This window comes from Achromobacter sp. MUI-25009338 (genome assembly GCF_057359325.1).
The window spans coordinates 1,166,862-1,190,521 of record NZ_CM170627.1; the positions used below are offsets into that span (position 1 = coordinate 1,166,862).

Here is a 23,660-nt window from a genome sequence, read left to right on the forward strand (position 1 = left end):
GGGCGCGCCTGGTCAGAAACGGGCCTGCAGGCTCAGTTCCACCGAGCGCGGCGCGCCCAGGTAGTACATGGTCGGGGTCGCGTACGCGGCATAGACCTTGTCGGTCAGGTTGCGCACGCGCGCCGTGACGCTGAGGCTGCGGTTGATGCGGTGCGACAGCGCCGCGTCGAACACGGTGTAGGACGGCGTCTGCACCGTGTTGGCGGCGTCCGCGTACATGCGGCCCACGTAGCGCGCGGCCAGGCTGGCGCTCCAGTCGGGCGCGAAGGCGTAGTCCAGCCAGACGTTGGCCAGGCGCCGCGGCGTGTTGGCCGGCACGTTGCCGTTGCGCGAGACCGGCACGCCGCCCACCGCCTGCGAGAAATCGTCGTACTGCGGATCGACGAAGGCGGCGTTGGCCTGCAGGGACAGGCTGGAGCTCAGCTGCAGGCCGCCGGCCAGCTCGATGCCGCGCGCCGACTGCGCGCCCACCGGCACGCTGACACCGGGATTGTCCGGGTCGGAGGTGGCCATGTTCTTGCGCCTGATCTCGTACACGGCCAGGGTGGCCGACCCGCGGCCGTCCCAGAAATTGAACTTGGCGCCGGCCTCGGCCTGCCAGCCGGTGGTGAGCTTGTCGTTGTTCAGCACGTCGGCGAACGAGGCCGTGGCCAGCAGGCCCGAGGGAGGATCGGCCGCGGTGGCGTACTGCGCGTACAGCGAGGCCTCGGGGCTCAGCTCCCAGTTCACGCCCAGCCTGCCGGTCAGGGGCGAATAGCTGCGCTGCGCGCTGGCCGGCGAGGCGGCGGTGACGGCGCGGCGGTTGGTCAGGTCCAGGTCGATGAAGTCCTTGCGCAGCGCCGACACGATGGCCACGCCGGGCAGCACTTCGGTGCGGTTTTCCAGCGTCAGCGCCAGGGTGCGGATGCGGTTGTCGCGGTCGGCGACGTGGCCGCGCGTCATGCCGGGTATGTCGTAGAAGTCCCCGGCCGCGAAGTCGTAGGGATCGACCGCGTCCACCTGCGCGGGCAGGCTGGTGGGATAGCGCGTGACCTTGTTTTCGCTGAAATCGGCGCCGAACGACCAGTCGCTGGGCAGGCCGGCCAGCGTGGAGCGGTACAGGCCTTCGACACGGTTGCCCAGCAGGCTTTGCTCGTGGCGCTGCAACAGCGCGCCGGAGCGCAGCACCAGGCTGTTGCCGGCATTGAGGCGGTAATTCTCCAGGTTGCGGTAGTCGCGTTCGGCGCGGTAGTAGTACAGCGTGTTCTTCAGCGTCAGGTTGGCGCCGGCGCGCCATTCCGTCAGCGAGCGCGCCCACAGCACGGACTGCTCGTACAGGCCGTCGTTGACGTTGTAGTTCTTGAACCGGGTGCCGTCCAGGATGCGGCCGGTGCCGCGCACCACGCCGTCGGGGCCGGTCTTGAGCGGCGTGCCCCAGTAGGGGCGGTCCACCTGCTCGCGCTGGTATTCGAAGGCGAAGGTCTGGGTCACGTCGGCGCCCAGGTCCGACAGCAGCGACACCGCCACCTGGCTGGCGCGGCTGTGGTTGCCGTCGATCCAGCCGTGGCTGGAGCCGGTGTTGGCGTCCAGGCGCAGGTAATGGCCGCGCCCGCCCGGCTCGCCGGCCAGCTGCTGGTTCAGGCCGACCGAAGCCTGGCGGCTGTCGAACGAACCGATCCGCAGCTGGCCTTCGTAGAAGGTATCACGCTGCGGCAGCTTGGTGACGTAGTTGATGGCGCCGCCGACCGCGCCCGCGCCGAACAGAAAGGTGGACGGCCCGCCGATCGCCTCGACGCGGTCATAGATCCAGCTGTCCACTGGCCGGCCCGCGACGGCGTCGTACTGCACCGAGATGCCGTTGAACAGCTGCGCGACCTGGCCGCCGGAGAAGCCGCGGTAGCTCACCGCGCCGGGGTTGCCCGGCGGCGAGGCGTTGTCCACGCCCGCGATGCCGCGGGCGATTTCCTGGGTGTTCAGCGACCCGCGCGCCTCGATCTGGTCGCGCGTGATCACGGTGACGCTGGCCGGCGTCTCGCGCAGGGTCAGGCCCAGGCGGCTGCCGGTGCTGTCCTGCGCGTCCAGGTCGATCGGGCCGTTGGGCGCGGGCGCCTCGTGGGCGGCGCCGACCACGGTGGTCGGGGCCAGCGTCTGCACGGCGGGTTCGGCGCCCTGGGCGCAGGCGTTGCCGCCGGCGAGCGCGCCGAGCAGCAGGGTATAGCGGGTGGTTTTCTTCATGTCTGGAACCGGTGGTCCGTCCCGCGCGCCCGGCTGCGCTGCCGAAAACGGGCAGGGCGGGTCGGATCGCGAGGGCCGGGATGACGGCGCGCCGCCGCCGGCGCAGGGCGCGCGGCGGGAACGTGGCGACGGGGAAACGAGCGGACGGGCGCGCGCGGTCCGCCTTCAGGCGGCGCGGCGGCGCGGGCTCAGTTCGCGGGCGGGGCGCGCGGCTGGGCCGCGCTCCAGGCATGAAGCGGGTGCGCCGCCAGGAAGAACAGCGGCGGGTAGGTGACGGCGCGCCCGACCGGAGCGGGCACCACCGGCACCGGCGCGGGCAGGATGCCCACGTCGGCATGGGGATTGCGGCAGAGCGGGCAGTGGTGGCTGTCGCCGTGCGTGTCGGTCGCGGTGCCGTCGCCGGCCGGCGGCACGTCCAGGGTCAGGGAGGCCGGGGCCTGGTCGCCGCCGACGCAGTAATCGACGCTGATGCTGCGATGCGCGCCGTGGGCGTCCGAGGGCAGGCCCAGCGCATGAGCCAGCGATGGCGCCAACGACGCCCACAGGATCGCGGCGAGTGCGATCCATGTTGCGGGGCGGGTCAGGAACGATGCGAAGCTCATGGCGCGAAATTATATCGGAGGGCGCCACGTTTCTTTCTATACGGACAAATGCCGTCGCACGTCGTCGCCGTCGATCGCCTCGCGCTCGCCGCTGGCCACCACTTCGCCGCGCGACAGCACGACGAACCGGTCCGCCAGCTCGCGGGCGAAATCGAAATACTGTTCGCACAGCAGGATGGCGATGTCGCCGCGCCGGCGCAGCATGTGGATGACGCGGGCGATGTCCTTGATGATCGAAGGCTGGATGCCCTCGGTGGGCTCGTCCAGGATGATGAGCCTGGGTTCGGCCACCAGGGCGCGCGCGATCGCCAGCTGTTGCTGCTGTCCGCCGGACAGGTCGCCGCCGCGGCGCGACAGCATGGTGGCCAGCACCGGAAACAGTTCGAACACCTCTTCCTTGATGCGGCGCGCGCGCGCCGCCGGCTTGGCCGCCATGCCCATCAGGATGTTCTCTTCGACCGTCAGGCGGGCGAAGATGTCGCGGCCCTGCGGCACGTAGGCGATGCCGCGCGCGGCGCGCTGGTGCGGGGCCAGGCGGGTGATGTCGGCGCCGTCGAACACGATGCTGCCGCGGGCCACCGGCAGCACGCCCATCACGCATTTGAGCAGCGTGGTCTTGCCCACGCCGTTGCGCCCCAGCAGCGTCAGGCATTCGCCCTGCCGCAGCGACAGCGAGACGCCGCGCAGCGTGTGGCTGCCGCCGTAGTATTGGTCGATCGCGTTCACGTCCAGCATTTCAGCGCCCCAGATAAACTTCGATCACGCGCGGATCGGCCTGCACCTTGCTCATCGGCCCTTCGGCCAGCACCGAGCCCTCGTGCAGCACCGTGACCTTGCCGCCGTCCGCGATCTGATTGACGAAATCCATGTCGTGCTCGACCACCATCAGCGAATGGCGCCCGCGCAGTTCGTTGAGCAGTTCGCCGGTGCGCTCGGTTTCGGCGTCGGTCATGCCGGCCACCGGCTCGTCCAGCAGCAGCAGCTTCGGCTCCTGCATCAGCAGCATGCCGATTTCCAGCCATTGCTTCTGGCCATGCGACAACAGCCCGGCCGGCCGCGCCGCCTCGGGCCGCAGCCGGATCAGGTCCAGCGTTTCGCCTATCCTGTCGGCCTGCTCGCCGCTGAGGCGGGCGAACAGCGTGGGCCGCACGCGCTTGTCGGTCTTCATGGCCAGTTCCAGGTTTTCGAAGACCGTGTGCTGTTCGAACACGGTGGGCCGCTGGAATTTCCGGCCTATGCCCGCGTGCGCGATCTGCGCTTCGTTCAGCGTGCTCAGGTCGATGCTCTGGCCGAAGTAGGCGCTGCCCGCGGTGGGACGGGTCTTACCGGTGATGACGTCCATCATGGTGGTCTTGCCCGCGCCGTTGGGGCCGATGATGCAGCGCAGTTCGCCCACGCCGATGTCCAGCGTCAGGTCGTTGAGGGCCTTGAAGCCGTCGAAGCTGACCGTGATGCCTTCCAGGTACAGGATGGCGCCGTGGCTGGTGTCCAGGCCCTTGGGGCTGACCCGGCCGTAGCCGGCCTCGCCGCTGGGGCCGCCGTCCAGCGCGGCGGAGTCGATGCGGGGCGCGTTCATGCCTTTCTCCCTTGGATGCGCTGCGCGGCGCGGCGCGCCAGGCCGACCAGGCCGGTGGGCAGGAACAGCGTCACCAGCACGAAAATCAGGCCCAGCGCATACAGCCAGAATTCAGGCAGCACGCTGGTGAACCAGGTCTTCAGGCCGTTGACCGCGCCCGCGCCGACGATGGGGCCGATCAGCGTGCCGCGTCCGCCGGTGGCGACCCAGATCACCATCTCGATGGAAGTTTCCGTGGACATTTCGCTGGGATTGATGATGCCGACCTGCGGCACGTAGAGCGCGCCGGCGATGCCGCACAGCACGGCCGACAGGGTCCAGACGAACAGCTTGAAGCCCAGCGGGTCGTAGCCGAGAAAGCGCAGCCGGCTCTCGCCGTCGCGCACCGCCGTCAGCACGCGGCCCAGCTTGCTGCGGGTGACCAGGCGCGCCGCGATCAGCGCGCCGGCCAGCGCCGCCAGCGTGATCCAGTACAGCGCGGCGCGGGTGCCCGGAGCGGTGATGTCGAAGCCCAGGATGCGCTTGAAGTCGGTAAAGCCGTTGTTGCCGCCGAACCCCGTGTCGTTGCGAAAGAACAGCAGCATGGCGGCGAAGGTCAGGGCCTGCGTGATGATGGAGAAGTACACGCCCTTGATGCGCGAGCGGAAGGCGAAGTAGCCGAACACGAAGGCCAGCACGCCGGGCGCCAGCACCACCAGCAGCATGGCGTACCAGAAATGCTCGGTGAAGGACCAGTACCAGGGGTAGTCCTTCCAGTCCAGGAACACCATGAAGTCGGGCAGGTCGCTCTGGTAGACGCCGTCGCGGCCGATGGCGCGCATCAGGTACATGCCGTGCGCATAGCCGCCCAGCGCGAAGAACAGTCCGTGGCCCAGCGACAGGATGCCGGCGTAGCCCCACACCAGGTCCAGCGCCAGCGCGGCCATGGCGTAGCACATGAACTTGCCCAGCAGCGCCACGGCATAGGCCGATACGTGCAGCGGATGGCCGGGCGGGAACGCCAGGTTCAGCAGCGGCAGCAGCGCCAGCGCGGCGGCGGCCGCGGCCAGCGCCGCCCAGGCGCGGCGCGAGTACAGCGGGGCGCGGACGGGCAGGGTCGGATCGATCGGGAAACTCGATTTCATTCGACGCTCCGGCCGCGCGGGGCGAACAGGCCTTGCGGCCGCTTTTGGACGAACAGCACGATGAGCGCCAGGATAATGATCTTGGCCATGACGGCTCCTGCGTAAGGTTCCAGGAATTTATTGACCCCGCCCAGGCCCAGCGCGGCGACGACGGTGCCGGCCAGCTGGCCCACGCCGCCCAGCACCACCACCATGAACGAATCCACGATGTAGCCGCGGCCCAGGTCCGGTCCGACGTTGCCCAGCTGGGACAGGGCCACGCCGGCCAGCCCGGCGATGCCCGAGCCCAGGCCGAAGGCCAGCATGTCCACGCGGCCGGTGGGCACGCCGACGCAGTCGGCCATGCGCCGGTTCTGGGTGATGGCGCGCACGAACAGGCCCAGGCGGGTGTGGTTCAGCAGCGCCCACACCAGGAACACCACGAAGAAGGCGAAGCCGATGATGACCAGCCGGTTGTAGGTCAGCACCAGCCCGCCCAGTACCGTGAGGCCGCCGGACATCCAGGCGGGATTGCTCACTTCCACGTTCTGCGCGCCGAACAGGGTGCGCACGCCCTGCATCAGGATCAGGCTGATGCCCCAGGTGGCCAGCAGCGTTTCCAGCGGCCGGCCGTAAAGCCAGCGGATCACGGTGCGTTCCAGCGCCATGCCCACCAGCGCGGTCACGACGAAGGCCAGCGGCAGCGCCGCCAGCACGTACCAGTCCAGCCAGCCCGGCAGCCAGGCGCGGAACGCCGTCTGCACCACGTAGGTCACGTAGGCGCCTATCATCAGCAGCTCGCCGTGCGCCATATTGATGACGCCCATCAGGCCGAAGGTGATGGCCAGGCCCAGCGCCGCCAGCAGCAGCACGCTGCCCAGGCTGACGCCGTAGTAGAGATTGCCGGCCCATTCGATCGTGGCCAGGCGGCGGTCGATCTGCTTGAGCGCGCGCGCGGCGGCCTGGCGCACGCCGGCATCGGGTTCCGCATAGGCCCCATCGCGCTCCAGGGTCAGGGCGGCCAGGGTGGGGCGGAACACCGCGTTGCCGGTTTCGCCCAGCACCTGCACCGCATGGCGCCGCTTTGCGGGATCGTCGCTTTTCAATTCCAGATTGGCCTGCGCGATCTCCAGCGCATCGCGTACGGCCGGGTCCCGCTCGGCGGCCAGCGCCTTCGCAAGCATGGGCAGGCGCGCGGGGTCGCCGGTCTGCTGAAGCCGGCGGGCCGCCGCCAGGCGCACGGCGGGCTGGTCGGCGTACAGGCGCGCGCCGGCCAGCGCGGCCTCGATGGCGCGGCGCAGTCGGTTGTTGACCATCACGGCTTCCGCGTCCGCGGGCAGCTCGGCGGCGGCGCCCGTCGCGGCGTCGGCGGCGCGCGGGCCGCCGTCGCCGATCAGCAGGCGGCCGTCGCCGCCCGCGTAGAGCCGGCCTTCGCCCAGCGCCTCCAGTACGGCCGCCGCGCCGGGGTCGGGCAGCTCGCCCAGCGCGGCGATCGCTTGCAGCCTGGCGTTCGTGTCGTCGCCGGACAGCGGCGCGAGCAGGGCCGGGTCCACGCCGGCCGCCGCCTGCAGCGGCAGGGACGCCAGCCACGCCAGAAGAAAACGACGCAAGTAGAGAGCGATGACAGCGATGCGCATGGCTGCGGTTCCGGTGTGCGTCATAGGCCTTGCTTGGCTTCATTGCCCGGGATGTACGGACTCCAGGGCTGGGCGCGGATCGGTCCCTTGCTCTTCCACACCACGTTGAACTGGCCGTCCGCCTTGATCTCGCCGATGTAGACCGGCTTGTGCAGGTGGTGGTTGGTCTTGTCCATCTCGATGGTGTAGCCGTCGGGCGCGTCGAACTTCTGGCCGCCCATGGCCGCGATCACCTTGTCCACGTCCGTGGTCTTGGCCTGCTCGACCGCCTGCTTCCACATGTGGATGCCGATGTAGGTGGCCTCCATCGGATCGTTGGTCACGACCGTGTCGGCGTTGGGCAGCTTGTTCGCCTTGGCGTAGGCCTTCCATTTCTCGATGAAGGCCGCGTTGACCGGGTTGCGGATCGACTGGAAGTAGTTCCACGCGGCCAGGTGGCCGACCAGCGGCCTGGTGTCCACGCCGCGCAGCTCTTCCTCGCCCACCGAAAAGGCCACCACCGGCACGTCGGTGGCCTTCAGGCCCGCGTTGCCCAGCTCCTTGTAGAAGGGCACGTTGGAATCGCCGTTGATGGTGGAGATCACGGCGGTCTTGCCGCCGGCGGCGAACTTCTTGATGTTGGCCACGATGGTCTGGTAGTCCGAGTGGCCGAACGGCGTGTAGATCTCGTCGATGTCGCTGTCCTTGACGCCCTTGGAATGCAGGAAGGCGCGCAGGATCTTGTTGGTGGTGCGCGGATAGACGTAGTCGGTGCCCAGCAACACGAAGCGCTTGGCCCCGCCGCCGTCTTCGCTCATCAGGTACTCCACGGCGGGAATGGCCTGCTGGTTGGGCGCGGCGCCGGTGTAGAACACGTTCTTCTCAAGTTCCTCGCCTTCGTACTGCACGGGATAGAAAAGCAGCCCGTTCAGTTCCTTGAACACCGGCAGCACGGACTTGCGCGACACCGACGTCCAGCAGCCGAAGACCGCCGCCACCTTGTCCTGCGACAGCAGCTGGCGCGCTTTCTCGGCGAACAGCGGCCAGTTCGACGCGGGGTCCACCACCACGGGTTCGAGCTTCCTGCCCAGCACGCCGCCGTTGGCGTTGATTTCGGCGATGGCCATCAGGGCCACGTCCTTGAGCGAGGTTTCCGAGATCGCCATGGTGCCCGAGAGCGAATGCAGGATGCCCACCTTGATGGTGTCCTCGGCGGCGTACGACTGCGGCATCCATCCCGACAGGGCCAACAGGCTCACGGCGGTCAGTTGCTTAAGGGCTAGTCTGCGTTTCATGGTGACTCCTGAAAGGGAAGGCGCCGGCCTGGCCGGCTGGAACGGCGGCTTGCTCGATATGCATGCCCGCCATGACCTCAAAGCAAAGCCCATGCCAGGTCGGTGAGGGGCCGTGGCGCGCCATGAGGCGTACGGGCGGGCAGGGCGGTGGGCGTGGGTCGATGTGGTGCCGCACGCACAACAAGGGTGCGAAAACGGCCCGTTCCGGTGCGCGCGCGGCGGGCCGCCCGCGGCGCTTCCGGGCCGAACCGAGGATGGCGCCGGGGAGCAGGCCGACATGGCATACCTATTGCTTGGGAATCCATACGTGAATACCAACGAGGATCCCAGCATGAATGCCGCAGCAACGCAGAAAGGCCCTATCCGCAATCAGGCAGTCCATGACGGGCCGCTCGCCTGGACGATCGCGCAGTGGCAGGCCGCCTACCGCGACGGCGGCGCCGTGCCCGAGACGCTGCTGGCGCCGTGGGCGACTTGCGGCGGCCCCGCGGACAATGCCTGGATCGCGCGCGTGGATGGCGCCATGCTGGCCCGCCAGCTCCACGCGCTGCGCGGCCTGCTGGAAGCTGCCGGCGGCGACCTCGCGCGTCTGCCGCTGTATGGCGTGCCGTTCGCGGTCAAGGACAATATCGACGCCGCCGGCTGGCCGACCACGGCCGCCTGCCCCGAGTTCGCCTATGTGCCGGACGAGGACGCCGGGGTGGTCGCCCGCCTGCGCGCGGCCGGCGCCATTCTGGTGGGCAAGACCAACCTGGACCAGTTCGCCACCGGGCTGGTGGGCACCCGCTCGCCCCACGGCGCCGTACCCAACGCCTTCGATCCGGCCTATGTGAGCGGCGGTTCCAGCTCGGGCTCGGCCTCGGTGGTGGCGCGCGGCCTGGTCGCGTTCGCGCTGGGCACGGACACCGCGGGCTCGGGCCGGGTGCCGGCGGGCTTTAACAACATCGTCGGCCTCAAACCCACCAAAGGCCGGCTCAGCACCGCCGGCGTGGTGCCGGCGTGCCGCACCCTGGACTGCGTGTCGGTGTTCGCCTTGACGGTGGACGATGCCGAACTCGTGGCCGATATCGCGGCCGGCTTCGACGAGCGCGATCCCTATTCGCGCGAGCAGCCCACGCAAGCCGCGCCGGTCTGGCCCGAGCGACCCAGGCTGGCCATTCCCGCGCAGCTGGAATTCTTCGGCGACGCGCAGGCGGCCGCCGCCTTCGAAGAGGCCGTGCGCCGGTTGAGGGACGGCGGGGCGGCGGTCGAGGCGATCGACTTCACGCCCTGCAGCGAACTGGCGGCGCTGCTCTATCAAGGGCCTTGGGTGGCCGAGCGCTTCGCCGCCGTGGAAGCGCTGTGGAATGCAACCCCGGACGCCATCCATCCGGTGGTGCGCGGCATCGTCGAGCAGGCCGCCGGCTACAGCGCGCTGGATGCGTTCAAGGCGGAGTACCGGCGCGCGGCGCTGGCGCGGCGCATCCACCGGTCGCTGGCGGGCTTCGACGCGCTGGTCGTGCCGACCTCGCCCGCGATCTACACCATCGCCGAGCTGGAGGCCGACCCGGTGACGCTCAATTCGCGCCTCGGCATCTATACCAACTTCGTCAATCTGGCCGATTTGTCGGCGCTGGCATTGCCGGCGGGGATGCGCGCCGATGGCCTGCCCGCCGGCATCACGCTGATCGCCCCGGCCTGGCATGACCGCGCGCTGGCGCGCTTCGGCCGCCAGTGGCAGGCGCGCCTGGGGCTGCCGCTGGGCGCCACCGGCGCGCCGCTGCCGGCGCCCGGCCCTGCCCGAGAGCCGGCCGCCGACGCGGTGCGCGTGTCCGTCGTGGGCGCGCATCTGAGCGGCATGCCGCTGAACCATCAGCTGACCTCGCGCGGGGCCGTGTTCGTCGAACGTACGCGCACGGCGGCCGATTACCGCCTGTACGCGCTGGCCAACACGTCGCCGCCCAAACCGGGCCTGGTGAAGCGCGACAGCGGCGCGCCCATCGAGGTGGAGCTCTGGGACGTGCCGCTGGCGGCCTTCGGCGCCTTCGTGGCGGAGATTCCCGCGCCGCTGGGCATCGGCACGCTGGAGCTGGAAGACGGCCGCCAGGTCAAGGGATTCATCTGCGAACCGCGCGGCCTGGAGGGCGCGCGCGACATCACCGCTTACGGCGGCTGGCGCGCCTACCTGGCCAGCCTCGACGCCAGCCCCGCCCCGCTTCGCTAACACCCGACAGACTTCTGGGAGCCGCAACGTGTTCGATACCGTTCTGATCGCCAACCGAGGCGAAATCGCCGTCCGCGCCATCCGCAGCCTCAAGCGGCTGGGCATCCGCAGCGTGGCCGTGTACTCCGATCCGGACCGCAACGCCGCGCACGTGCGCGAGGCCGACGTGGCCGTGGCGCTGGGCGGCGAGAAGGCCGCCGACAGCTACCTGCGCATGGACCTGCTGCTGGCGGCCGCGCGCGAGCATGGCGCGCAGGCGATTTATCCGGGCTACGGATTCCTGTCCGAGAGCGCCGAGTTCGCGCAGGCGTGCGAGGACGCCGGCATCGCGTTCGTCGGCCCCACGCCCACGCAGATCCGCGAGTTCGGCCTGAAGCACCGCGCCCGCGAACTGGCGGCCGCGGCAGGGGTGCCGATGACGCCGGGCACGGGCCTGCTGGGCAGCCTGGGCGAAGCGCTGTCGCAGGCCGAGCGCATCGGCTACCCGGTCATGCTCAAGAGCACCGCGGGCGGCGGCGGCATCGGACTGTCGCGTTGCGCCAACGAGGCCGAACTGACCGCGGCCTTCGATGGCGTGCAGCGGATGGGCGAGCATTTCTTCAAGGATGGCGGCGCGTTCATCGAACGCTACGTCGATAACGCCCGCCACATCGAGGTGCAGATCTTCGGCGACGGCAGCGGCCGGGTGCTGGCGCTGGGAGAGCGCGACTGCTCGGTGCAGCGCCGCAACCAGAAGGTCATCGAGGAAACCCCGGCGCCGCGGCTGCCGCAGGCCACCCGGGCCGCGCTGCACGCGGCCGCGCTGCGGCTGGGCGAGTCGGTCTGCTACCGCTCGGCGGGCACGGTGGAGTTCATCTACGATCCGGCGCGCGACAGCTTCTATTTCCTGGAGGTGAACACGCGGCTGCAGGTCGAGCATCCCGTGACCGAAGAGGTGACCGGCCTGGATCTGATCGAATGCATGCTGCGCGTGGCCGCCGGCGAGGCGCTGGACTTCGACGCCATGTCGCGCGCGCCCCGCGGCGCGGCGATCGAGGTGCGCCTGTACGCCGAGGATCCGCTGCGCCAGTTCCAGCCCGCGCCCGGCGTGTTGACCGAGGTGTCGTTTCCGCCCGGGGTGCGGGTCGATGGCTGGGTCTCGACCGGCACGGAGGTGCCGGCGTTCTACGACCCCATGCTGGCCAAGCTGATCGTCCATGCGCCGACGCGCGAGCAGGCGCTGGACCGGCTGGCCGAGGCGCTGGCGCGGACCCGGCTGCATGGCATCGCCACCAACCTCGACTACCTGCGGCAGATCGTGGACGACGCGCGCTTTCGCGCCGGCGAGCTTTCCACGCGCTTTCTGGACGGCTTCGTCTACCGGCCGGCCGCGATCGAGGTGCTGGAGGCGGGCACCTACACCAGCGTGCAGGACTATCCGGGGCGCGAGGGGTATTGGAACATCGGCGTGCCGCCGTCGGGGCCGATGGACGACTATGCGTTCCGCATGGCCAACCGCATCGTCGGCAACGCGCCCGACGCGGCCGGGCTGGAAACCACGCTGGTCGGTCCGACCCTGCGATTCCATGGCGACGCCATCGTGGCGCTGACGGGCGCGGCATGCGCCGCCACGCTGGACGGCGAGCCGCTGCCCATGTGGCGGCCGGTGGCGGTGCGCAGCGGCCAGGTGCTGTCCATCGGCCGGGCGCTGTCGGGCTGCCGCGGCTACCTGGCCGTGCGCAACGGCCTGGACGTGCCGGTCTATCTGGGCAGCCGTTCGACGTTCGCGTTGGGCCAGTTCGGCGGCCACGCCGGGCGCACGCTGCGCGTGGGCGACGTGCTGCCCCTGGTGCGCCCGGAACTGGCGGACGCCGCGCCGGCCCTGTCCGCGCCGCAGGCCGCGCCGGCCGAACTGATCCCGGCCTATGGCGACACCTGGGAAATCGGCGTGCTCTACGGTCCCCACGGCGCGCCCGATTTCTTCCGGCCCGAGGCCATCGAAGCCTTCTTCGCCGCCGATTGGGAGGTGCACTACAACTCCAACCGGCTGGGCGTGCGCCTGATCGGTCCCAAGCCGGCCTGGGCGCGCGAGAATGGCGGCGAGGCCGGCCTGCATCCGTCGAACATCCACGATTGCGAATACGCCATCGGCAGTATCAATTTCACCGGCGACAGCCCGGTCATCCTGACGCGCGACGGCCCCAGCCTGGGCGGCTTCGTCTGCCCCGCCACCATCGCCCGCGCCGAACTCTGGAAGGTCGGCCAGGTCAAGCCGGGCGACCGCATCCGCTTCGTGCGCATGGACTACGCCCGGGCCGTGGCGCTGGAGGCGGCGCAGGACCGGCGCGTGGCCGAACTGGCGGCCGCGCCCGAGGCTGCGGCGCGCGCGCCGGCGGCGGCGTCCGAGGCCATCGTGGCGGCGCTGCCGGCCCGGGGTTCGCGTCCATCGGTGACCTACCGCCAGGCCGGCGACGGCTACCTGCTGCTGGAATACGGCGACAACGTGCTGGACCTGGCGCTGCGCATGCGCGTGCACCTGCTGATGCAGGCGCTCGACGCCGATCCCGTCGCCGGCGTGCGGGAACTGTCGCCGGGCGTGCGCTCGCTGCAGATCCGCTACGACAGCCACACGATCGCGCAGGACGCGCTGATCGCGCGCCTGCTGGAGATCGAAGCCGGCCTGGCCGACGTGGCCACGCTCAAGGTGCCCACCCGCGTCGTCCATCTGCCGATGGCGTTCGAGGACTCGGCCACGCTGGGCGCCGTGCGGCGTTACCAGGAAACCGTGCGCGCCGAGGCGCCGTGGCTGCCCAACAACGTGGATTTCATCCAGCGCATCAACGGCCTGGAAAGCCGCGAGCAGGTCCGCGACATCGTGTTCGGCGCCAGCTACCTGGTCATGGGCCTGGGCGACGTGTACCTGGGTGCGCCCTGCGCGGTGCCGATCGATCCGCGCCACCGCCTGCTGACGTCGAAGTACAACCCCGCCCGCACCTTTACCGCCGAAGGCACCGTGGGCATCGGCGGCGTGTACATGTGCATCTACGGCATGGATTCGCCCGGCGGCTATCAGCTGGTCGGCCGCACCCTGCCCATCTGGAACAAGTTCCTGAAGAACCCGGTGTTCCAGGACGGCAAGCCGTGGCTGTTGCGCTTTTTCGATCAGGTGCGCTTCTATCCGGTGACCGAGGCCGAACTGGACGCGCTGCGCGCCGATTTCCGGGAAGGCCGGGCCGCCGTCCGCATCGAAGAGGAAGTGTTCGACTTCGCCGCGCACCAGCGCTTTCTGGCGCAGCAGGCCGACAGCATCGCCGCGTTCCAGGCGCGCCAGAAACGCGCGTTCGACGCCGAGGTGGCCTTGTGGAAGGCCGGCGAGGCCGAGGCGGCGCAACACGCCGCCGAGACCGAGCCAGACCTCGAACCGCAGGCGGCGCTGTCCGAAGGCGAGCGCCTGGTCAGCGCCGATATGTGCGGCAACGTCTGGAAGATCCCGGTTCAGGTGGGCCAGAGCGTGTCGGCCGGCGACACGCTGGTGGTGGTCGAGGCCATGAAGATGGAGCTGTCCGTCGTCGCGCCCGCCGCCGGCACCGTCGCCGCCATCCGCTGCGCGCCCGGCAAACCGGTCAATGCCGGCGATCCGCTCATCGTCCTGGCCGAAGACGTTTCCTGCCCGGTGAACTGACCATGCGCGGGGAACTCATGACGCCCGGCTCGGCGCTGCGGCAGGCGCCGGCCCTGGCCCGATCGCTGGCCGAGCAGGTCTATCAAAGGCTCAAGGCCGACCTGTTCGACTTCCGTCTGCTGCCGGGCGAACGCTTTACCGAGGCGGATCTGGCGGCGCGCCTGGGCGTGAGCCGCACGCCGGTGCGCCTGAGCCTGGCGCGCCTGGAACGCGAGGGCTACGTGCTGCCGCGTCCGCGCAGCGGCTGGCAGGTGCGGCCCTTCGACTTCGAGCGGTTCGAAGCGCTGTACGACGTGCGCGTGGTGCTGGAGCAGGCGGCGGTGCAACGGCTGTGCGCGCGCGAGCGCGTGGACGAGGCCGGCATGCTGGACGCGCTGCGGGAGGTATGGCTGGCGCCGCCGCGCCAGCGCATCGCCGACGGCCGGCAGGTGGCCCAGCTGGACGAGGCTTTCCATTGCGCGCTGGTGGCCGCCGCCGGCAACCCCGAGATGACGCAGATCCACCGCGAAGTGACGGAAAAGATACGCATCGTCCGGCGCCTGGACTTCACCCAGGACCGCCGGGTGGACGCCACCTACGACGAGCATGCGGCCATCCTGCGCGCGGTGCTGGCGCGGCGCGCCGACGAGGCGGCGCAAATGCTGCGCGAGCATATCGGCGCGAGCAAGGCCGAAGTACGCAAGATCACGCTGCACATGCTGCAACAGGCGTGCGGCGGCCGCGCAGCGGGCTAGCCCTGCAGCTGGCGGTAGACCTCCTGCGACACGCGCTGCAGTTCCTCGCGGCTGACCGCGCCGGACAGCGCGTAGCCGAACTGGCCCTCGACCCAGTAGAACACCCGCACGGCGCCTTCCTGCGTGAACTGGAAGGCGGTTTTTTCTCCGGTCGCCTCGCGCGTGACGTACAGCGTCAGACGCTGCCCGTCGGGGGCGCCGTACATGAAGAGCGCGACCGGGCCGGCGCCGCCGGGCAGCAGGCGTCCGCCCATCAGCTCGTAGCCGGCCTGCGACAGCGAGGGCGCGCGCACCGGCGCGCCCATGCGCTTGGTCAGCCACTTGACCAGGCCCGCTTCGTTGTCCACGCCAACTTCCACCGGGCGGCCCATGTCGGACGCGTAGACCGCGTGGGCGATGGCGGCGCGCTGCGCATAGCCGCCGGCGGCGCGTTCGGGCGCGGCGGCGGCCAGCACCGTCTGCAGGTGGCGGGCGTCCATCGCGCCGCGCGCCATCCAGGCCGCGCTGGCGCTGATCGCGGCCACCGCCACGCCGGCGGCCAGCGCGCGCCAGGGCCAGTGGCGCGCCGGCGGCGCCAGCGGCAGGCGCAGCGGCAGCGGTTCGTCGAGCACCGGGTCCAGCAGCGCGTGCAGCGCGCGGCGCTGCGCCTTCCAGTCGTCCACCCGCGCCTGGTCGTGCGGATGCGCGCCCAGGAAGGCCTCGACCTCCGCATGGCGCGCCGGCGGCAGCTGGCCGTCGGCATAGGCATGCAGATCGGCCTCGGTGATGGGGGCGCCCGGGCCGGGCACCGGGTGCAGGCGTTTGTCGTTCATGTTATTTCACGCGGTGGAGCCGGTTGGAGGTATCGCGGCCTTGCATCAGCGCGCTCAGCTTTTCGCGGGCGCGCGACAGGCGCGACATGACCGTGCCCAAGGGCACATCCAGTATCTGTGCGGTTTCCTGATAGGAAAGATCCTCCACGCATACCAGCAGCAGGACTTCGCGCTGCTCGGCGGGCAGGGCCTGGAGGCAGCGCTCGAGGTCGCGGACTTCCAGGCGGTCGGTCTGGGTGGCGCGCACCGGCGCGTCGGGCAGGTCGCCGGCGGCGGTCTGGTCCACGCGCCGGCTGTTGGCGCGCACCCCGTCGATGAAATGGTTGTGCATGATGCCGAACATCCAGGCGCGCAGCTCTCCGCGCCGCTGCCAGCGCGAATAGCGGCTCCATGCGCGCTCGAGCGTGTCCTGGACCAGGTCGTCGGCCCGCTGCGGGTCGCCCGTCAGCCCGCGGGCGTAGCGCCGCAGGCTGGGGATGCAGGCCAGGATCAGGGCTTCGTCGTCGGGGCGCATGGAGCGGCGGCGCGGGATCAGGGCTTGGCCACGTGCCAGACTTCCTTGAAGTTGTCGCCGGTCTTGTCGCCGGCCTTCGCATCCTTGGCGTAGGTGTACAGCGGCTTGCCCTTGCTGGCCCATTGCTTGCTGCCGTCGTCACGGGTGATGACGGTCAGGTCGCCGCTGGGCTTGGCGTCGGCGGCGGCCATGACGGGCGGCCAGATCTTGGCGCACTGGTCGTTGCAGGCGCTCTTGCCGCCCGAGTCCTTGTCGAAGGTGTAAAGCGTCATGCCGGCGCTGTTGACCAGCATGCCGTTCTGGGTCTTGACGGCCTGGGCCTGGGCGCCGGCCGAGAACAGGGCGGCGGAAGCCAGGGCCAGGATTGCGACGTAGTGTTTGCGCATGGTGTGCCTCGCGGATAGAAAAAGTGGGGACTGCCTGACACAGACGCTGCCGGCCCCCGGCTTATTCCCGCTACACGAAAAAATATCAGCCGGCCTTCCGGGGGAAGTAGCGCATTTCGGTTTCCAGCGGATGCTCCTCGACGGGGGTGAAGCCCAGCGATTCGTAGAGACGCCGGGCGGGATTGCCATGCAGCACGCCCAGGTCGACCGTCGCCGCCCGCGAGTCGGCCTCTTGCAGCAGGCCGGCCAGCAGGCGCCGGCCCAGGCCCCGCCCCTGGAACTCGGGAGCGATCTGGATCTGCACCACGCGCCAGGCCGCGCCGTCGCGCGTAGCCTTGAACAGCCCCGCCTTGCGGCCGTCGGCCCAGACGATCCGGGCGTCCTCGAAGCGGTGGCGGATACGGACCAGGTGGTAGGCGTCGTCGCTGGGCGCGCCGGCGCGCCGCAGGTGCTCGGTCATGGTGGACTTGCGCAGGGCCAGCAGAAAGGGCAGGTCGGCTTCGGTGGCGGGCGCCAGCGTCAGGGCAGGGGAGGCGGTCATGGGCGGGCGGCAGGTGGCAGGGGCGCGGGCGCCATCGGCCCGCAGATCCAGTTTATAGAACCGCCGGGGCGGTGTTGCCAAGCGCAGGCGGCGGCGTTCCTGCCAGGCGAGCAGGGTGGAATGCGGCCACAGTTCCGGCCGCGCCACGTAGCCGTGTTTGACCGGATTGGCATGGACGTAGCCGATGCAGGCGGCCAGATCCGACTCGTCGCGCACCGTGTGTTCCCAGTAGCGCCGCTGCCATATGCCGCGCTCGCCGCGCGCCGATGCGGAAGTGCGCGCCGCGCCCGGCAGCGCGCGCGAAAAGCGGGTCTTGATCCGGCGCCAACGGTTCGGATAGTCGCTGTCGCCCTGCGGCAGCCGCCAGACCATGTGCAGATGGTCCGGCATGATGACCGCGGCAAGAATCGCGAATGGCGCCAGCCGCTGTTCCGCGCGGATGCAGGCTTTGAGCAGTTCGGCGCGCTGCACCAGCAGCCAGGTTCCGCGCCGCCGCGCGGCCACGGTGAAAAAGTAGGTGCCGCCTGGAACGTAATGGCGTCTGTAGTCGGTCATCCCGGCTCCTCGATAAGCCGGTCAAGCATAGGCCGGCGCGGCCGTGGCGGAGGGCGGGAGTGTCATATCGGTCCATCGCGGGTGGCCGTGAGGTTGGCGCGTGATGGGTGTCGCGCGTTCGATGATTGGTTTCTTGTGGAAGTCGTCTCGCGCTATACCCATCCTACGGTTCCCGGCCTCCGTCAATCCCGTAGGATGGGTATAGCGCGAGATTCACCAGGCAAGAACACGAATGCCCAGCGCGCGACACCCATCAGACCCCGCCAGAACCCTCAAACAACCCCAACGCATCGGCATCGAAATGCCGCAGGTTCGGAAACACCAGCTTCAAGTCCTCCGGGCTGGCCCCGAACCATTTCCCCAGCGAGGCGCCGAGCTGGTCCACCGCCAGGGTAGGCAGCAGCCGGCCGTTGTCGACGAAGCCCGGGCCGTCGCGCGCGATCTCGGGGTGCTGGCCGTAGTAGCGGCCGCCCTTGACCGCGCCGCCGAGCACGAAATGGTGCGAGCCCCAGCCGTGGTCGGAGCCGTTGCCATTGGAGCCCAGGGTGCGGCCGAATTCGGATGCGGTGAAGGTGGTGACCCGGTCGGCCACGCCAATGGCCGCCAGCGCCTGCTGGAACGCGGCCAGGGCCTGGCCCAGTTCGCGCAGCAGCGCCGGGTGGGTGTCGTTCAGGCCGGCGTGGTTGTCATAGCCGTTCTGGGACACGAAGAACACCTGGCGCCGCGCGCCCAACGCCTGGCGCGCGCCGATGATGCGGGCGACGATCTTCAGCTGCTGGGCCAGGGGCGAGGAAAACTCCCCGGGCACCGCGACGCCGGCGAGCGCGGCGCGCAGGCGGGCGTCGGCGTCGATGGACTGGGCCGCGATGCGCGACAGTTCGCGTTCCATCAGGTGTTCGCGCGGCTGGGTGATGAGCTGGCGCAGCAGCGCGGTGCAATCGCTGGAGCCGTACATGTCGCGGCCGAGCAGGTCGATGGGGGTCGAGCCGTGAATGCCGACGCGATATCCCGCGACCTGGCGGCCGGCCAGCAGCACGGTGCTGCCGCCGGCGGTGATGCCGGTGAACGTGCGCTGCGCGTTGGCGTCGGCGAACAGGTCGGTGAGCCGTCCGGCCCAGCCCGAGGACGCGCCTTCGGGGGCCAGCGCCTGCCAGTACGACTGCTGGTCGTTGTGGGAGAACAGCTTGGGCGGCAGCGGCACGCGCGCGCCGATGTATTCGGCCTTGGTGGTCGGCACGACCAGGGGGCCGATGTTCAGCAGCACGGCCATGTCGCCGCTTTCGTACAGCGGCTTGAGCGGCGCCAGCGACGGCGCCAGCGCGAATTGCGCACCGCCGGGCGCGGCCTGCCTGCCGCGCAGCGCGGTCGCCTGCAAGGCGTCTCGCGGCAGCGCGATGTCGGTGCGCGCCTGGGCGTAGGCCCGGTATGCGGGCGCGTCGAACGGCACCAGCGAGTTGTACGGGTCGTTGCCGCCATACAGGAAGACGCAGACCAGCGCCTTGTAGTCATTGGGGGCGGACTGCGCGGCCGCCGCGCCCAGCGCCGCCAGATTCAGCGCCAGCGGGGCGGCGGCATGGGAGGCGCCCAGCGCGCAGGCGCGGAGCAGGAATTCACGGCGGCTGGCGTTTTTCATCTGCGGGCTTTCATTTCTGTACCAGGTATTCCGGGGTGGCCGCCACCAGCGTGATCGCGGCCCGCACCCGGTCGCGCGGGCGCTCGGGCGGGATGCTGGAGACGGCCTGGGCGATCGCCGCGGCGGTCCGGTCGGAGAAGGCGTCGCCCGCCAGCAGCAGCGCCACCCGCGCCACCAGCGCGGCGGAGTCGGGCGCCAGCGCGATCTCGGCGGCGTAGGAGGTCTGCAGGTCTTCCCAGCCGCGGTCCACGTAGATGGCCAGGAAGTTCAGGTAGCCGGCGACGCTGGTTTCGTCGGTGATCTGCAGTTCCGGCGCCACCAGGTGGCGGCGCGCCAGTTCGGTGACCGGCGGCACGTAGCGCGGGCGGAAGAAGTTGAACACGCTGGCCGAGCGCATCGGGCTTTGCGCCAGCCGTATGGTGTTGTCGGTGGTGTCAGGCATGGCCCATACGCCGTTGGTGGAGTTCGCGCCGAAGGCCCGCGCCCAGCCGGAAAAGCGCAGGATGGGTTCGCGCACCTTTCCCCAGTCGGGCGCGTTCAGGTCGGGGTTGCGCGCCTCCGGGTCCAGCAGGATGGCGCGCACCACGGCCTTGAGATTGCCGCGCGCGCCCGTGCCGTCGTCGGCGAAGGCGGCGGATACGCGCCTGACGTAGGCGCGGCTGGGATTGCTGGTGACCAGGCGCTGGATCAGCTGGGTGCCGATGAACGGTCCCACGTTGGGATGGGCGCTGATGACGTCGATGGCGCGCTTGAGCGACAGGTGGCCGTCGGTGCCCGGCGGGATGACGGCGCCCAGGAAGCGTTTTTCGGCCAGCGAGTGCAGCGCGTTGTTCAGCGCCATCGGCCGGCGGTGGAATTCCACGTCGGTCTCCGGACCGTTGATGTCCCAGCCGGTGAATACCTTGGCCAGCCCCTGCACGTCGACGTTGGTATAGGTTTCCACCGGCTTGCCGTCGACCATCTTGAGCGAGCCGTCCGGCTCCAGCTCCAGCAGGCCGATGCTGAAGAGCTGCATGATTTCGCGGGCGTAGTTCTCGTCGGGATGGCGGCCGGTCTTGGGATCTTCCTTGCGGTTGCCGCGGTAGGTCAGCATGCAGCCCATGGACAGGTTCTGGCTGACCGCGGCCAGCAGGTCGCGGTAATTGCCCAGCGCGTGCTCGGCCAGCAGGTCCATGAAGCCGGCCGCGCCGAACAAGGGCCAGGACGCGGTGATGGACGACACGCCCACCACGAAGATCTCGGACAGCGAAAACGCCACCCGCGTGCGCACCTGGTCGGGGGCGCTGATGAACTTGCGCCAGAGCGTGGATTCGAGGGGGGCGTTGATGCCGTTGCCCTTGAATTCCTCGGTGTTCTTGCCCTGTTGCAGCAGCCAGTCGAAATGCGTCTGCGACGGCGGCATGGCCAGCTGCCTGTCGAGCCAGGCGGCGTAGCCGTCGCGCACCACGGCTTCTATGTCGGCCGGCGTGGGGCCGAACGTCGCCTGCGCCAGGAAGCGCGAGGCCTGGCCCGGCGTGGGGCGGGGTAGCGTAGGGGCAGCGGACTGCGGCGCAGCCGCTGACGGCGTAGCGGACATGCGCAGGCACCTCGTCGAATGCGAAAACCTACGGTACTGAAGCCCCGGGCGGGCTTCAATACCGTCATTCGGATGAGGGACTACGACTAAAGGGGGAGGCTCAGACCGAGCGCGTGATGCCGCCGTCGATGCGGATGTTCTGGCCGGTGATGTAGGACGAGGCGTCCGACGCCAGGAAGGCGATCAGGTCGGCGACTTCTTCGGCCGTGCCGTAGCGGCCCATCGGGATGCGCACGCGCCGGTCTTCCTTTTCCGGCAGGCTGTCGATGAAGCCTGGCAGCACGTTGTTCATGCGCACATTGTGTCCGGCGTATTCGTCGGCGAACACTTTGGTGAAGGCGGCCAGCCCGGCGCGGAACACGCCGGAGGTGGGGAACAAGGCCTCGGGCTCGAAGGTGGCGTAGGTGGAGATGTTGACGATGGCGCCGGACTTCTGCTGCTTCATGATGGGCGCGACCAGGCGCGTGATGCGCACCACGTTCAGCAGGTAGAACTCCATGCCCAGGCGCCAGTCCTCATCGCTGATTTCGAGCAGCGGGCCCTTGGGGCCGTGGCCGGCGCTGTTGACCACCGCGTCCACGCGGCCCCACTTCTGCACGACGGTGTCCACCAGCCGCGCCAGGTCCTCGGGCGAACGGTTCGAACCCGTGACGCCCAGGCCGCCGAGTTCCCGGGCCAGGGCCTCGCCCTTGCCGGAGGACGACAGTATGGCCACGCGGAAGCCGTCGGCCGCCAGCTTGCGCGCCGCCGCCGCGCCCATGCCGCTGCCGCCGGCGGTAACGATCGCCACTTTATCCGTGCTCATGTTCGCTCCTGTGTCGAATATTCGGAGCGGACATTGTAGGGGCGGCTCAGGGCGCGGCGCCGACCCGCCAGACCGCGTTGCCGACGTCGTCGGCCACCAGCAGGCCGCCGCGGCGGTCGACGGCCACGCCGACCGGCCGGCCCTGCGCCTGGCCGCTTTCGTCCAGGAAACCGGTCAGCACGTCTTGCGGCGGCCCGCCGGGCCGGCCGCCGGAGAACGGCACGAAGATGACCTTGTAGCCGCTGGGCGGATTGCGGTTCCAGGAGCCGTGCTGGCCCACGAACATGCCCTCGCCGTAGGGCAGCCTGGCGCCGCCGGACCAGGCCAGGCCCAGCGAGGCGGTGTGCGGTCCCAGCGCGTAGTCGGGCACGATGGCGCGCGCCACCAGGTCGGGCCGCTGCGGCGCGACGCGGGTGTCGACGTGCTGGCCGAAGTAGCTGTAGGGCCAGCCGTAGAAGCCGCCGTCGCGCACCGAGGTCATGTAGTCGGGCACCAGGTCGCTGCCGAGTTCGTCGCGTTCGTTGACCGCGGTCCACAGCGTCTTGCCGTCGGGCCCCCAGGCCATGCCCACCGGATTGCGCAGCCCGGTGGCGTACAGGCGCTTGGCGCCGCTGGCCACGTCGATCTCCCAGATGGCCGCGCGGCCGGTTTCGGCGTCCATGCCGTTCTCGGCCACGTTGCTGTTGGAGCCGACCGAGACGTACAGCCGGGCGCCGTCGGGGCTGGCCAGCAGGTTCTTGGTCCAGTGGTGGTTGATGCCGGCGGGCAGGTCGGTGACTTTTTCGCCCGGCGCGTCGATGCGGGTCTGCCCGGACTCGTACGGAAAGCGCAGCACCGCGTCCGCGTTGGCCACGTACAGGTGCCGGCCGATGAGCGCCATGCCGAACGGCGAGTTCAGGCCTGCGAGCAGCACGCCGCGGGTTTCGGCCACGCCGTCGCCGTCGGCGTCGCGCAGCAGCGTGATGCGGTTGGCGCTGGGCGTGCGGGCCCCGGCCCGCTTCATCACCAGGCCGGCGACCCAGCCCTTCAGCCCGCCCGAGGCCGATTCCGGCTTGGGCGGTGCGTTGGTCTCGGCCACCAGCACGTCGCCGTTGGGCAGCACGTACAGCCAGCGCGGATGGTCCAGGCCGGCGGCGAAGCCGGTCACGGCCAGGCCGTCCGCGGCCCGCGGATGGGCGCCGGCGGGCCAGCCTACGGCCTTGGCGGTCTTGACGGTGGGGATCAGGGTGGGATTGGGGGCGGGCAGCTGCGGCGCCGGCCCCATGCCCGCCTCGACGGGCAGCGTGGCCATTTCGCCGCAGGCGCTGAGCGTGGCCAGCGCCAGGCCGGCCGCCGCCGCGGTACGTAGGATCTGCATGATGCGACTCCCGGACGATGTCCCATCATACTCGGGCGCTGGCGCGCCCTTCGGCCTTCAGTCGTCGAAGCGGCTGCGGGTCACGGCGCCGGTCTGCGGATCGACGTGGAGCTTGACGCGCTGGCCCTGCGGGTCGTCGGCCTTGACCTCGTAGCCGTGCTTGCGGGAACGCTCGATCTCGGAGATGTTGCGGTAGCCGGCCGCCTCCATCTTGTCGTAGACCTGGCGGATCGTCAGCATCGGGGCCGCGGGCGCGGTGGACGCGGGGGCCGGCGCCTGCTGCGGCGCGGCCTGGGCATGGACGGCGGCGCCCGCCGCCAGGACCGAGCCGCCGATCGCCAGGGCTGCCAGGGTTTTCTGAATGCGCGTCATCATGGAATTCTCCTTAGGTTTGGACTGGATGGATGGGGCCGTCCTCACGGCCTGCCGGCATTATTCGGGTTGGCGCATGAACCGGTTCTGAAGACGCCGTTCATG

The 23,660-nt window shown here is 70.2% G+C and carries 19 protein-coding genes and 1 pseudogene; 3 read left to right on the forward strand and 17 right to left on the reverse strand.

The window, feature by feature from the left end; genetic code table 11:
• Positions 1-12: 12 nt before the first annotated feature.
• The 7 genes from AC1IQ6_RS05425 to urtA all read right to left on the reverse strand — a co-directional run bounded on the left by AC1IQ6_RS05425 (position 13) and on the right by urtA (position 8,406).
• The gene (locus tag AC1IQ6_RS05425) at positions 13-2,214 is read right to left on the reverse strand and encodes a TonB-dependent receptor (RefSeq protein WP_485866000.1); all 2,202 of its coding nucleotides are present in this window, start codon (positions 2,212-2,214) and stop codon (positions 13-15) included.
• Between the two features lie 188 nt (positions 2,215-2,402).
• Positions 2,403-2,816, reverse strand: coding sequence for a DUF2946 domain-containing protein (locus tag AC1IQ6_RS05430; protein WP_102773768.1), 414 nt, complete (start codon positions 2,814-2,816; stop codon positions 2,403-2,405).
• A 36-nt stretch (positions 2,817-2,852) separates the two neighbouring features.
• Positions 2,853-3,551, reverse strand: a complete 699-nt coding sequence (urtE, locus tag AC1IQ6_RS05435) for an urea ABC transporter ATP-binding subunit UrtE (protein ID WP_102773767.1) — start codon at positions 3,549-3,551, stop codon at positions 2,853-2,855.
• A gap of 1 nt (position 3,552) precedes the next feature.
• Complete coding sequence (gene urtD / locus AC1IQ6_RS05440) at positions 3,553-4,392, reverse strand: urea ABC transporter ATP-binding protein UrtD (protein ID WP_102773766.1); 840 nt, start codon at positions 4,390-4,392, stop codon at positions 3,553-3,555.
• Positions 4,389-5,516 (reverse strand): urea ABC transporter permease subunit UrtC, encoded by a 1,128-nt coding sequence (urtC, locus tag AC1IQ6_RS05445; RefSeq protein ID WP_102773765.1) that lies wholly within the window; start codon positions 5,514-5,516, stop codon positions 4,389-4,391. The genes urtD and urtC overlap by 4 nt, the downstream gene beginning before the upstream one ends.
• Positions 5,513-7,132, reverse strand: coding sequence for an urea ABC transporter permease subunit UrtB (gene urtB, locus AC1IQ6_RS05450; protein ID WP_485866001.1), 1,620 nt, complete (start codon positions 7,130-7,132; stop codon positions 5,513-5,515). Before urtB ends, urtC begins: the two co-directional genes overlap by 4 nt.
• 20 nt (positions 7,133-7,152) lie before the next feature.
• Positions 7,153-8,406, reverse strand: coding sequence for an urea ABC transporter substrate-binding protein (urtA, locus tag AC1IQ6_RS05455; RefSeq protein ID WP_111825703.1), 1,254 nt, complete (start codon positions 8,404-8,406; stop codon positions 7,153-7,155).
• 331 nt (positions 8,407-8,737) lie between these two features.
• On the opposite strand from urtA, the gene atzF reads away from it, so the two are divergent.
• The 3 genes from atzF to AC1IQ6_RS05470 are packed head-to-tail and all read left to right on the forward strand — an operon-like array spanning position 8,738 to position 15,004.
• A complete protein-coding gene (atzF, locus tag AC1IQ6_RS05460) occupies positions 8,738-10,609 on the forward strand; it encodes an allophanate hydrolase (RefSeq protein WP_485866002.1) in 1,872 nt (623 codons plus the stop codon).
• A gap of 28 nt (positions 10,610-10,637) precedes the next feature.
• On the forward strand, positions 10,638-14,270 hold the full coding sequence (gene uca, locus AC1IQ6_RS05465; RefSeq protein ID WP_485866003.1) for an urea carboxylase: 3,633 nt from the start codon (positions 10,638-10,640) through the stop codon (positions 14,268-14,270).
• A gap of 2 nt (positions 14,271-14,272) precedes the next feature.
• Positions 14,273-15,004, forward strand: coding sequence for a GntR family transcriptional regulator (locus tag AC1IQ6_RS05470; protein ID WP_485866004.1), 732 nt, complete (start codon positions 14,273-14,275; stop codon positions 15,002-15,004).
• Here the strand turns inward: AC1IQ6_RS05470 and AC1IQ6_RS05475 are convergent.
• The 10 genes and pseudogenes from AC1IQ6_RS05475 to AC1IQ6_RS05520 all read right to left on the reverse strand — a co-directional run bounded on the left by AC1IQ6_RS05475 (position 15,001) and on the right by AC1IQ6_RS05520 (position 23,555).
• Positions 15,001-15,816, reverse strand: coding sequence for an anti-sigma factor family protein (locus tag AC1IQ6_RS05475; RefSeq protein ID WP_102773758.1), 816 nt, complete (start codon positions 15,814-15,816; stop codon positions 15,001-15,003). The two genes, AC1IQ6_RS05470 and AC1IQ6_RS05475, sit on opposite strands and share 4 nt — an antisense overlap.
• A gap of 1 nt (position 15,817) precedes the next feature.
• The gene (locus tag AC1IQ6_RS05480; RefSeq protein WP_102773757.1) at positions 15,818-16,330 is read right to left on the reverse strand and encodes an RNA polymerase sigma factor; all 513 of its coding nucleotides are present in this window, start codon (positions 16,328-16,330) and stop codon (positions 15,818-15,820) included.
• Positions 16,331-16,347: 17 nt separating this feature from the next.
• Complete coding sequence (locus AC1IQ6_RS05485) at positions 16,348-16,716, reverse strand: COG4315 family predicted lipoprotein (protein WP_111825699.1); 369 nt, start codon at positions 16,714-16,716, stop codon at positions 16,348-16,350.
• Positions 16,717-16,801: 85 nt separating this feature from the next.
• Positions 16,802-17,257, reverse strand: a complete 456-nt coding sequence (locus AC1IQ6_RS05490) for a GNAT family N-acetyltransferase (RefSeq protein WP_209165761.1) — start codon at positions 17,255-17,257, stop codon at positions 16,802-16,804.
• A gap of 177 nt (positions 17,258-17,434) precedes the next feature.
• Positions 17,435-17,812, reverse strand: a pseudogene (locus tag AC1IQ6_RS05495) (REP-associated tyrosine transposase); the annotation flags it as partial.
• A gap of 253 nt (positions 17,813-18,065) precedes the next feature.
• The gene (locus AC1IQ6_RS05500; RefSeq protein WP_485866005.1) at positions 18,066-19,445 is read right to left on the reverse strand and encodes a DUF1501 domain-containing protein; all 1,380 of its coding nucleotides are present in this window, start codon (positions 19,443-19,445) and stop codon (positions 18,066-18,068) included.
• Between the two features lie 10 nt (positions 19,446-19,455).
• Complete coding sequence (locus AC1IQ6_RS05505; RefSeq protein ID WP_485866006.1) at positions 19,456-21,021, reverse strand: DUF1800 domain-containing protein; 1,566 nt, start codon at positions 21,019-21,021, stop codon at positions 19,456-19,458.
• A 100-nt stretch (positions 21,022-21,121) separates the two neighbouring features.
• Positions 21,122-21,826 carry an SDR family oxidoreductase gene (locus tag AC1IQ6_RS05510; RefSeq protein ID WP_209165738.1) on the reverse strand — a complete coding sequence of 235 codons (705 nt, stop codon included), beginning with the start codon at positions 21,824-21,826 and terminating at the stop codon, positions 21,122-21,124.
• 46 nt (positions 21,827-21,872) lie between these two features.
• Positions 21,873-23,183 (reverse strand): PQQ-dependent sugar dehydrogenase, encoded by a 1,311-nt coding sequence (locus AC1IQ6_RS05515; protein WP_111825695.1) that lies wholly within the window; start codon positions 23,181-23,183, stop codon positions 21,873-21,875.
• A 57-nt stretch (positions 23,184-23,240) separates the two neighbouring features.
• Positions 23,241-23,555 (reverse strand): PepSY domain-containing protein, encoded by a 315-nt coding sequence (locus AC1IQ6_RS05520; protein WP_485866557.1) that lies wholly within the window; start codon positions 23,553-23,555, stop codon positions 23,241-23,243.
• Between the last annotated feature and the right edge of the window lie 105 nt (positions 23,556-23,660).

Coding starts and splice junctions, on each gene's coding strand:
- AC1IQ6_RS05425 (WP_485866000.1), bottom strand. CDS start 2,214: ATGAAGAAAACCACCCGCTATACCCTGCTGCTCGGCGCGCTCGCCGGC.
- AC1IQ6_RS05430 (WP_102773768.1), bottom strand. CDS start 2,816: ATGAGCTTCGCATCGTTCCTGACCCGCCCCGCAACATGGATCGCACTC.
- urtE (WP_102773767.1), bottom strand. CDS start 3,551: ATGCTGGACGTGAACGCGATCGACCAATACTACGGCGGCAGCCACACG.
- urtD (WP_102773766.1), bottom strand. CDS start 4,392: ATGAACGCGCCCCGCATCGACTCCGCCGCGCTGGACGGCGGCCCCAGC.
- urtC (WP_102773765.1), bottom strand. CDS start 5,516: ATGAAATCGAGTTTCCCGATCGATCCGACCCTGCCCGTCCGCGCCCCG.
- urtB (WP_485866001.1), bottom strand. CDS start 7,132: ATGCGCATCGCTGTCATCGCTCTCTACTTGCGTCGTTTTCTTCTGGCG.
- urtA (WP_111825703.1), bottom strand. CDS start 8,406: ATGAAACGCAGACTAGCCCTTAAGCAACTGACCGCCGTGAGCCTGTTG.
- atzF (WP_485866002.1), top strand. CDS start 8,738: ATGAATGCCGCAGCAACGCAGAAAGGCCCTATCCGCAATCAGGCAGTC.
- AC1IQ6_RS05470 (WP_485866004.1), top strand. CDS start 14,273: ATGCGCGGGGAACTCATGACGCCCGGCTCGGCGCTGCGGCAGGCGCCG.
- AC1IQ6_RS05475 (WP_102773758.1), bottom strand. CDS start 15,816: ATGAACGACAAACGCCTGCACCCGGTGCCCGGCCCGGGCGCCCCCATC.
- AC1IQ6_RS05480 (WP_102773757.1), bottom strand. CDS start 16,330: ATGCGCCCCGACGACGAAGCCCTGATCCTGGCCTGCATCCCCAGCCTG.
- AC1IQ6_RS05485 (WP_111825699.1), bottom strand. CDS start 16,716: ATGCGCAAACACTACGTCGCAATCCTGGCCCTGGCTTCCGCCGCCCTG.
- AC1IQ6_RS05490 (WP_209165761.1), bottom strand. CDS start 17,257: ATGACCGCCTCCCCTGCCCTGACGCTGGCGCCCGCCACCGAAGCCGAC.
- AC1IQ6_RS05500 (WP_485866005.1), bottom strand. CDS start 19,445: ATGAAAAACGCCAGCCGCCGTGAATTCCTGCTCCGCGCCTGCGCGCTG.
- AC1IQ6_RS05505 (WP_485866006.1), bottom strand. CDS start 21,021: ATGTCCGCTACGCCGTCAGCGGCTGCGCCGCAGTCCGCTGCCCCTACG.
- AC1IQ6_RS05510 (WP_209165738.1), bottom strand. CDS start 21,826: ATGAGCACGGATAAAGTGGCGATCGTTACCGCCGGCGGCAGCGGCATG.
- AC1IQ6_RS05515 (WP_111825695.1), bottom strand. CDS start 23,183: ATGCAGATCCTACGTACCGCGGCGGCGGCCGGCCTGGCGCTGGCCACG.
- AC1IQ6_RS05520 (WP_485866557.1), bottom strand. CDS start 23,555: ATGACGCGCATTCAGAAAACCCTGGCAGCCCTGGCGATCGGCGGCTCG.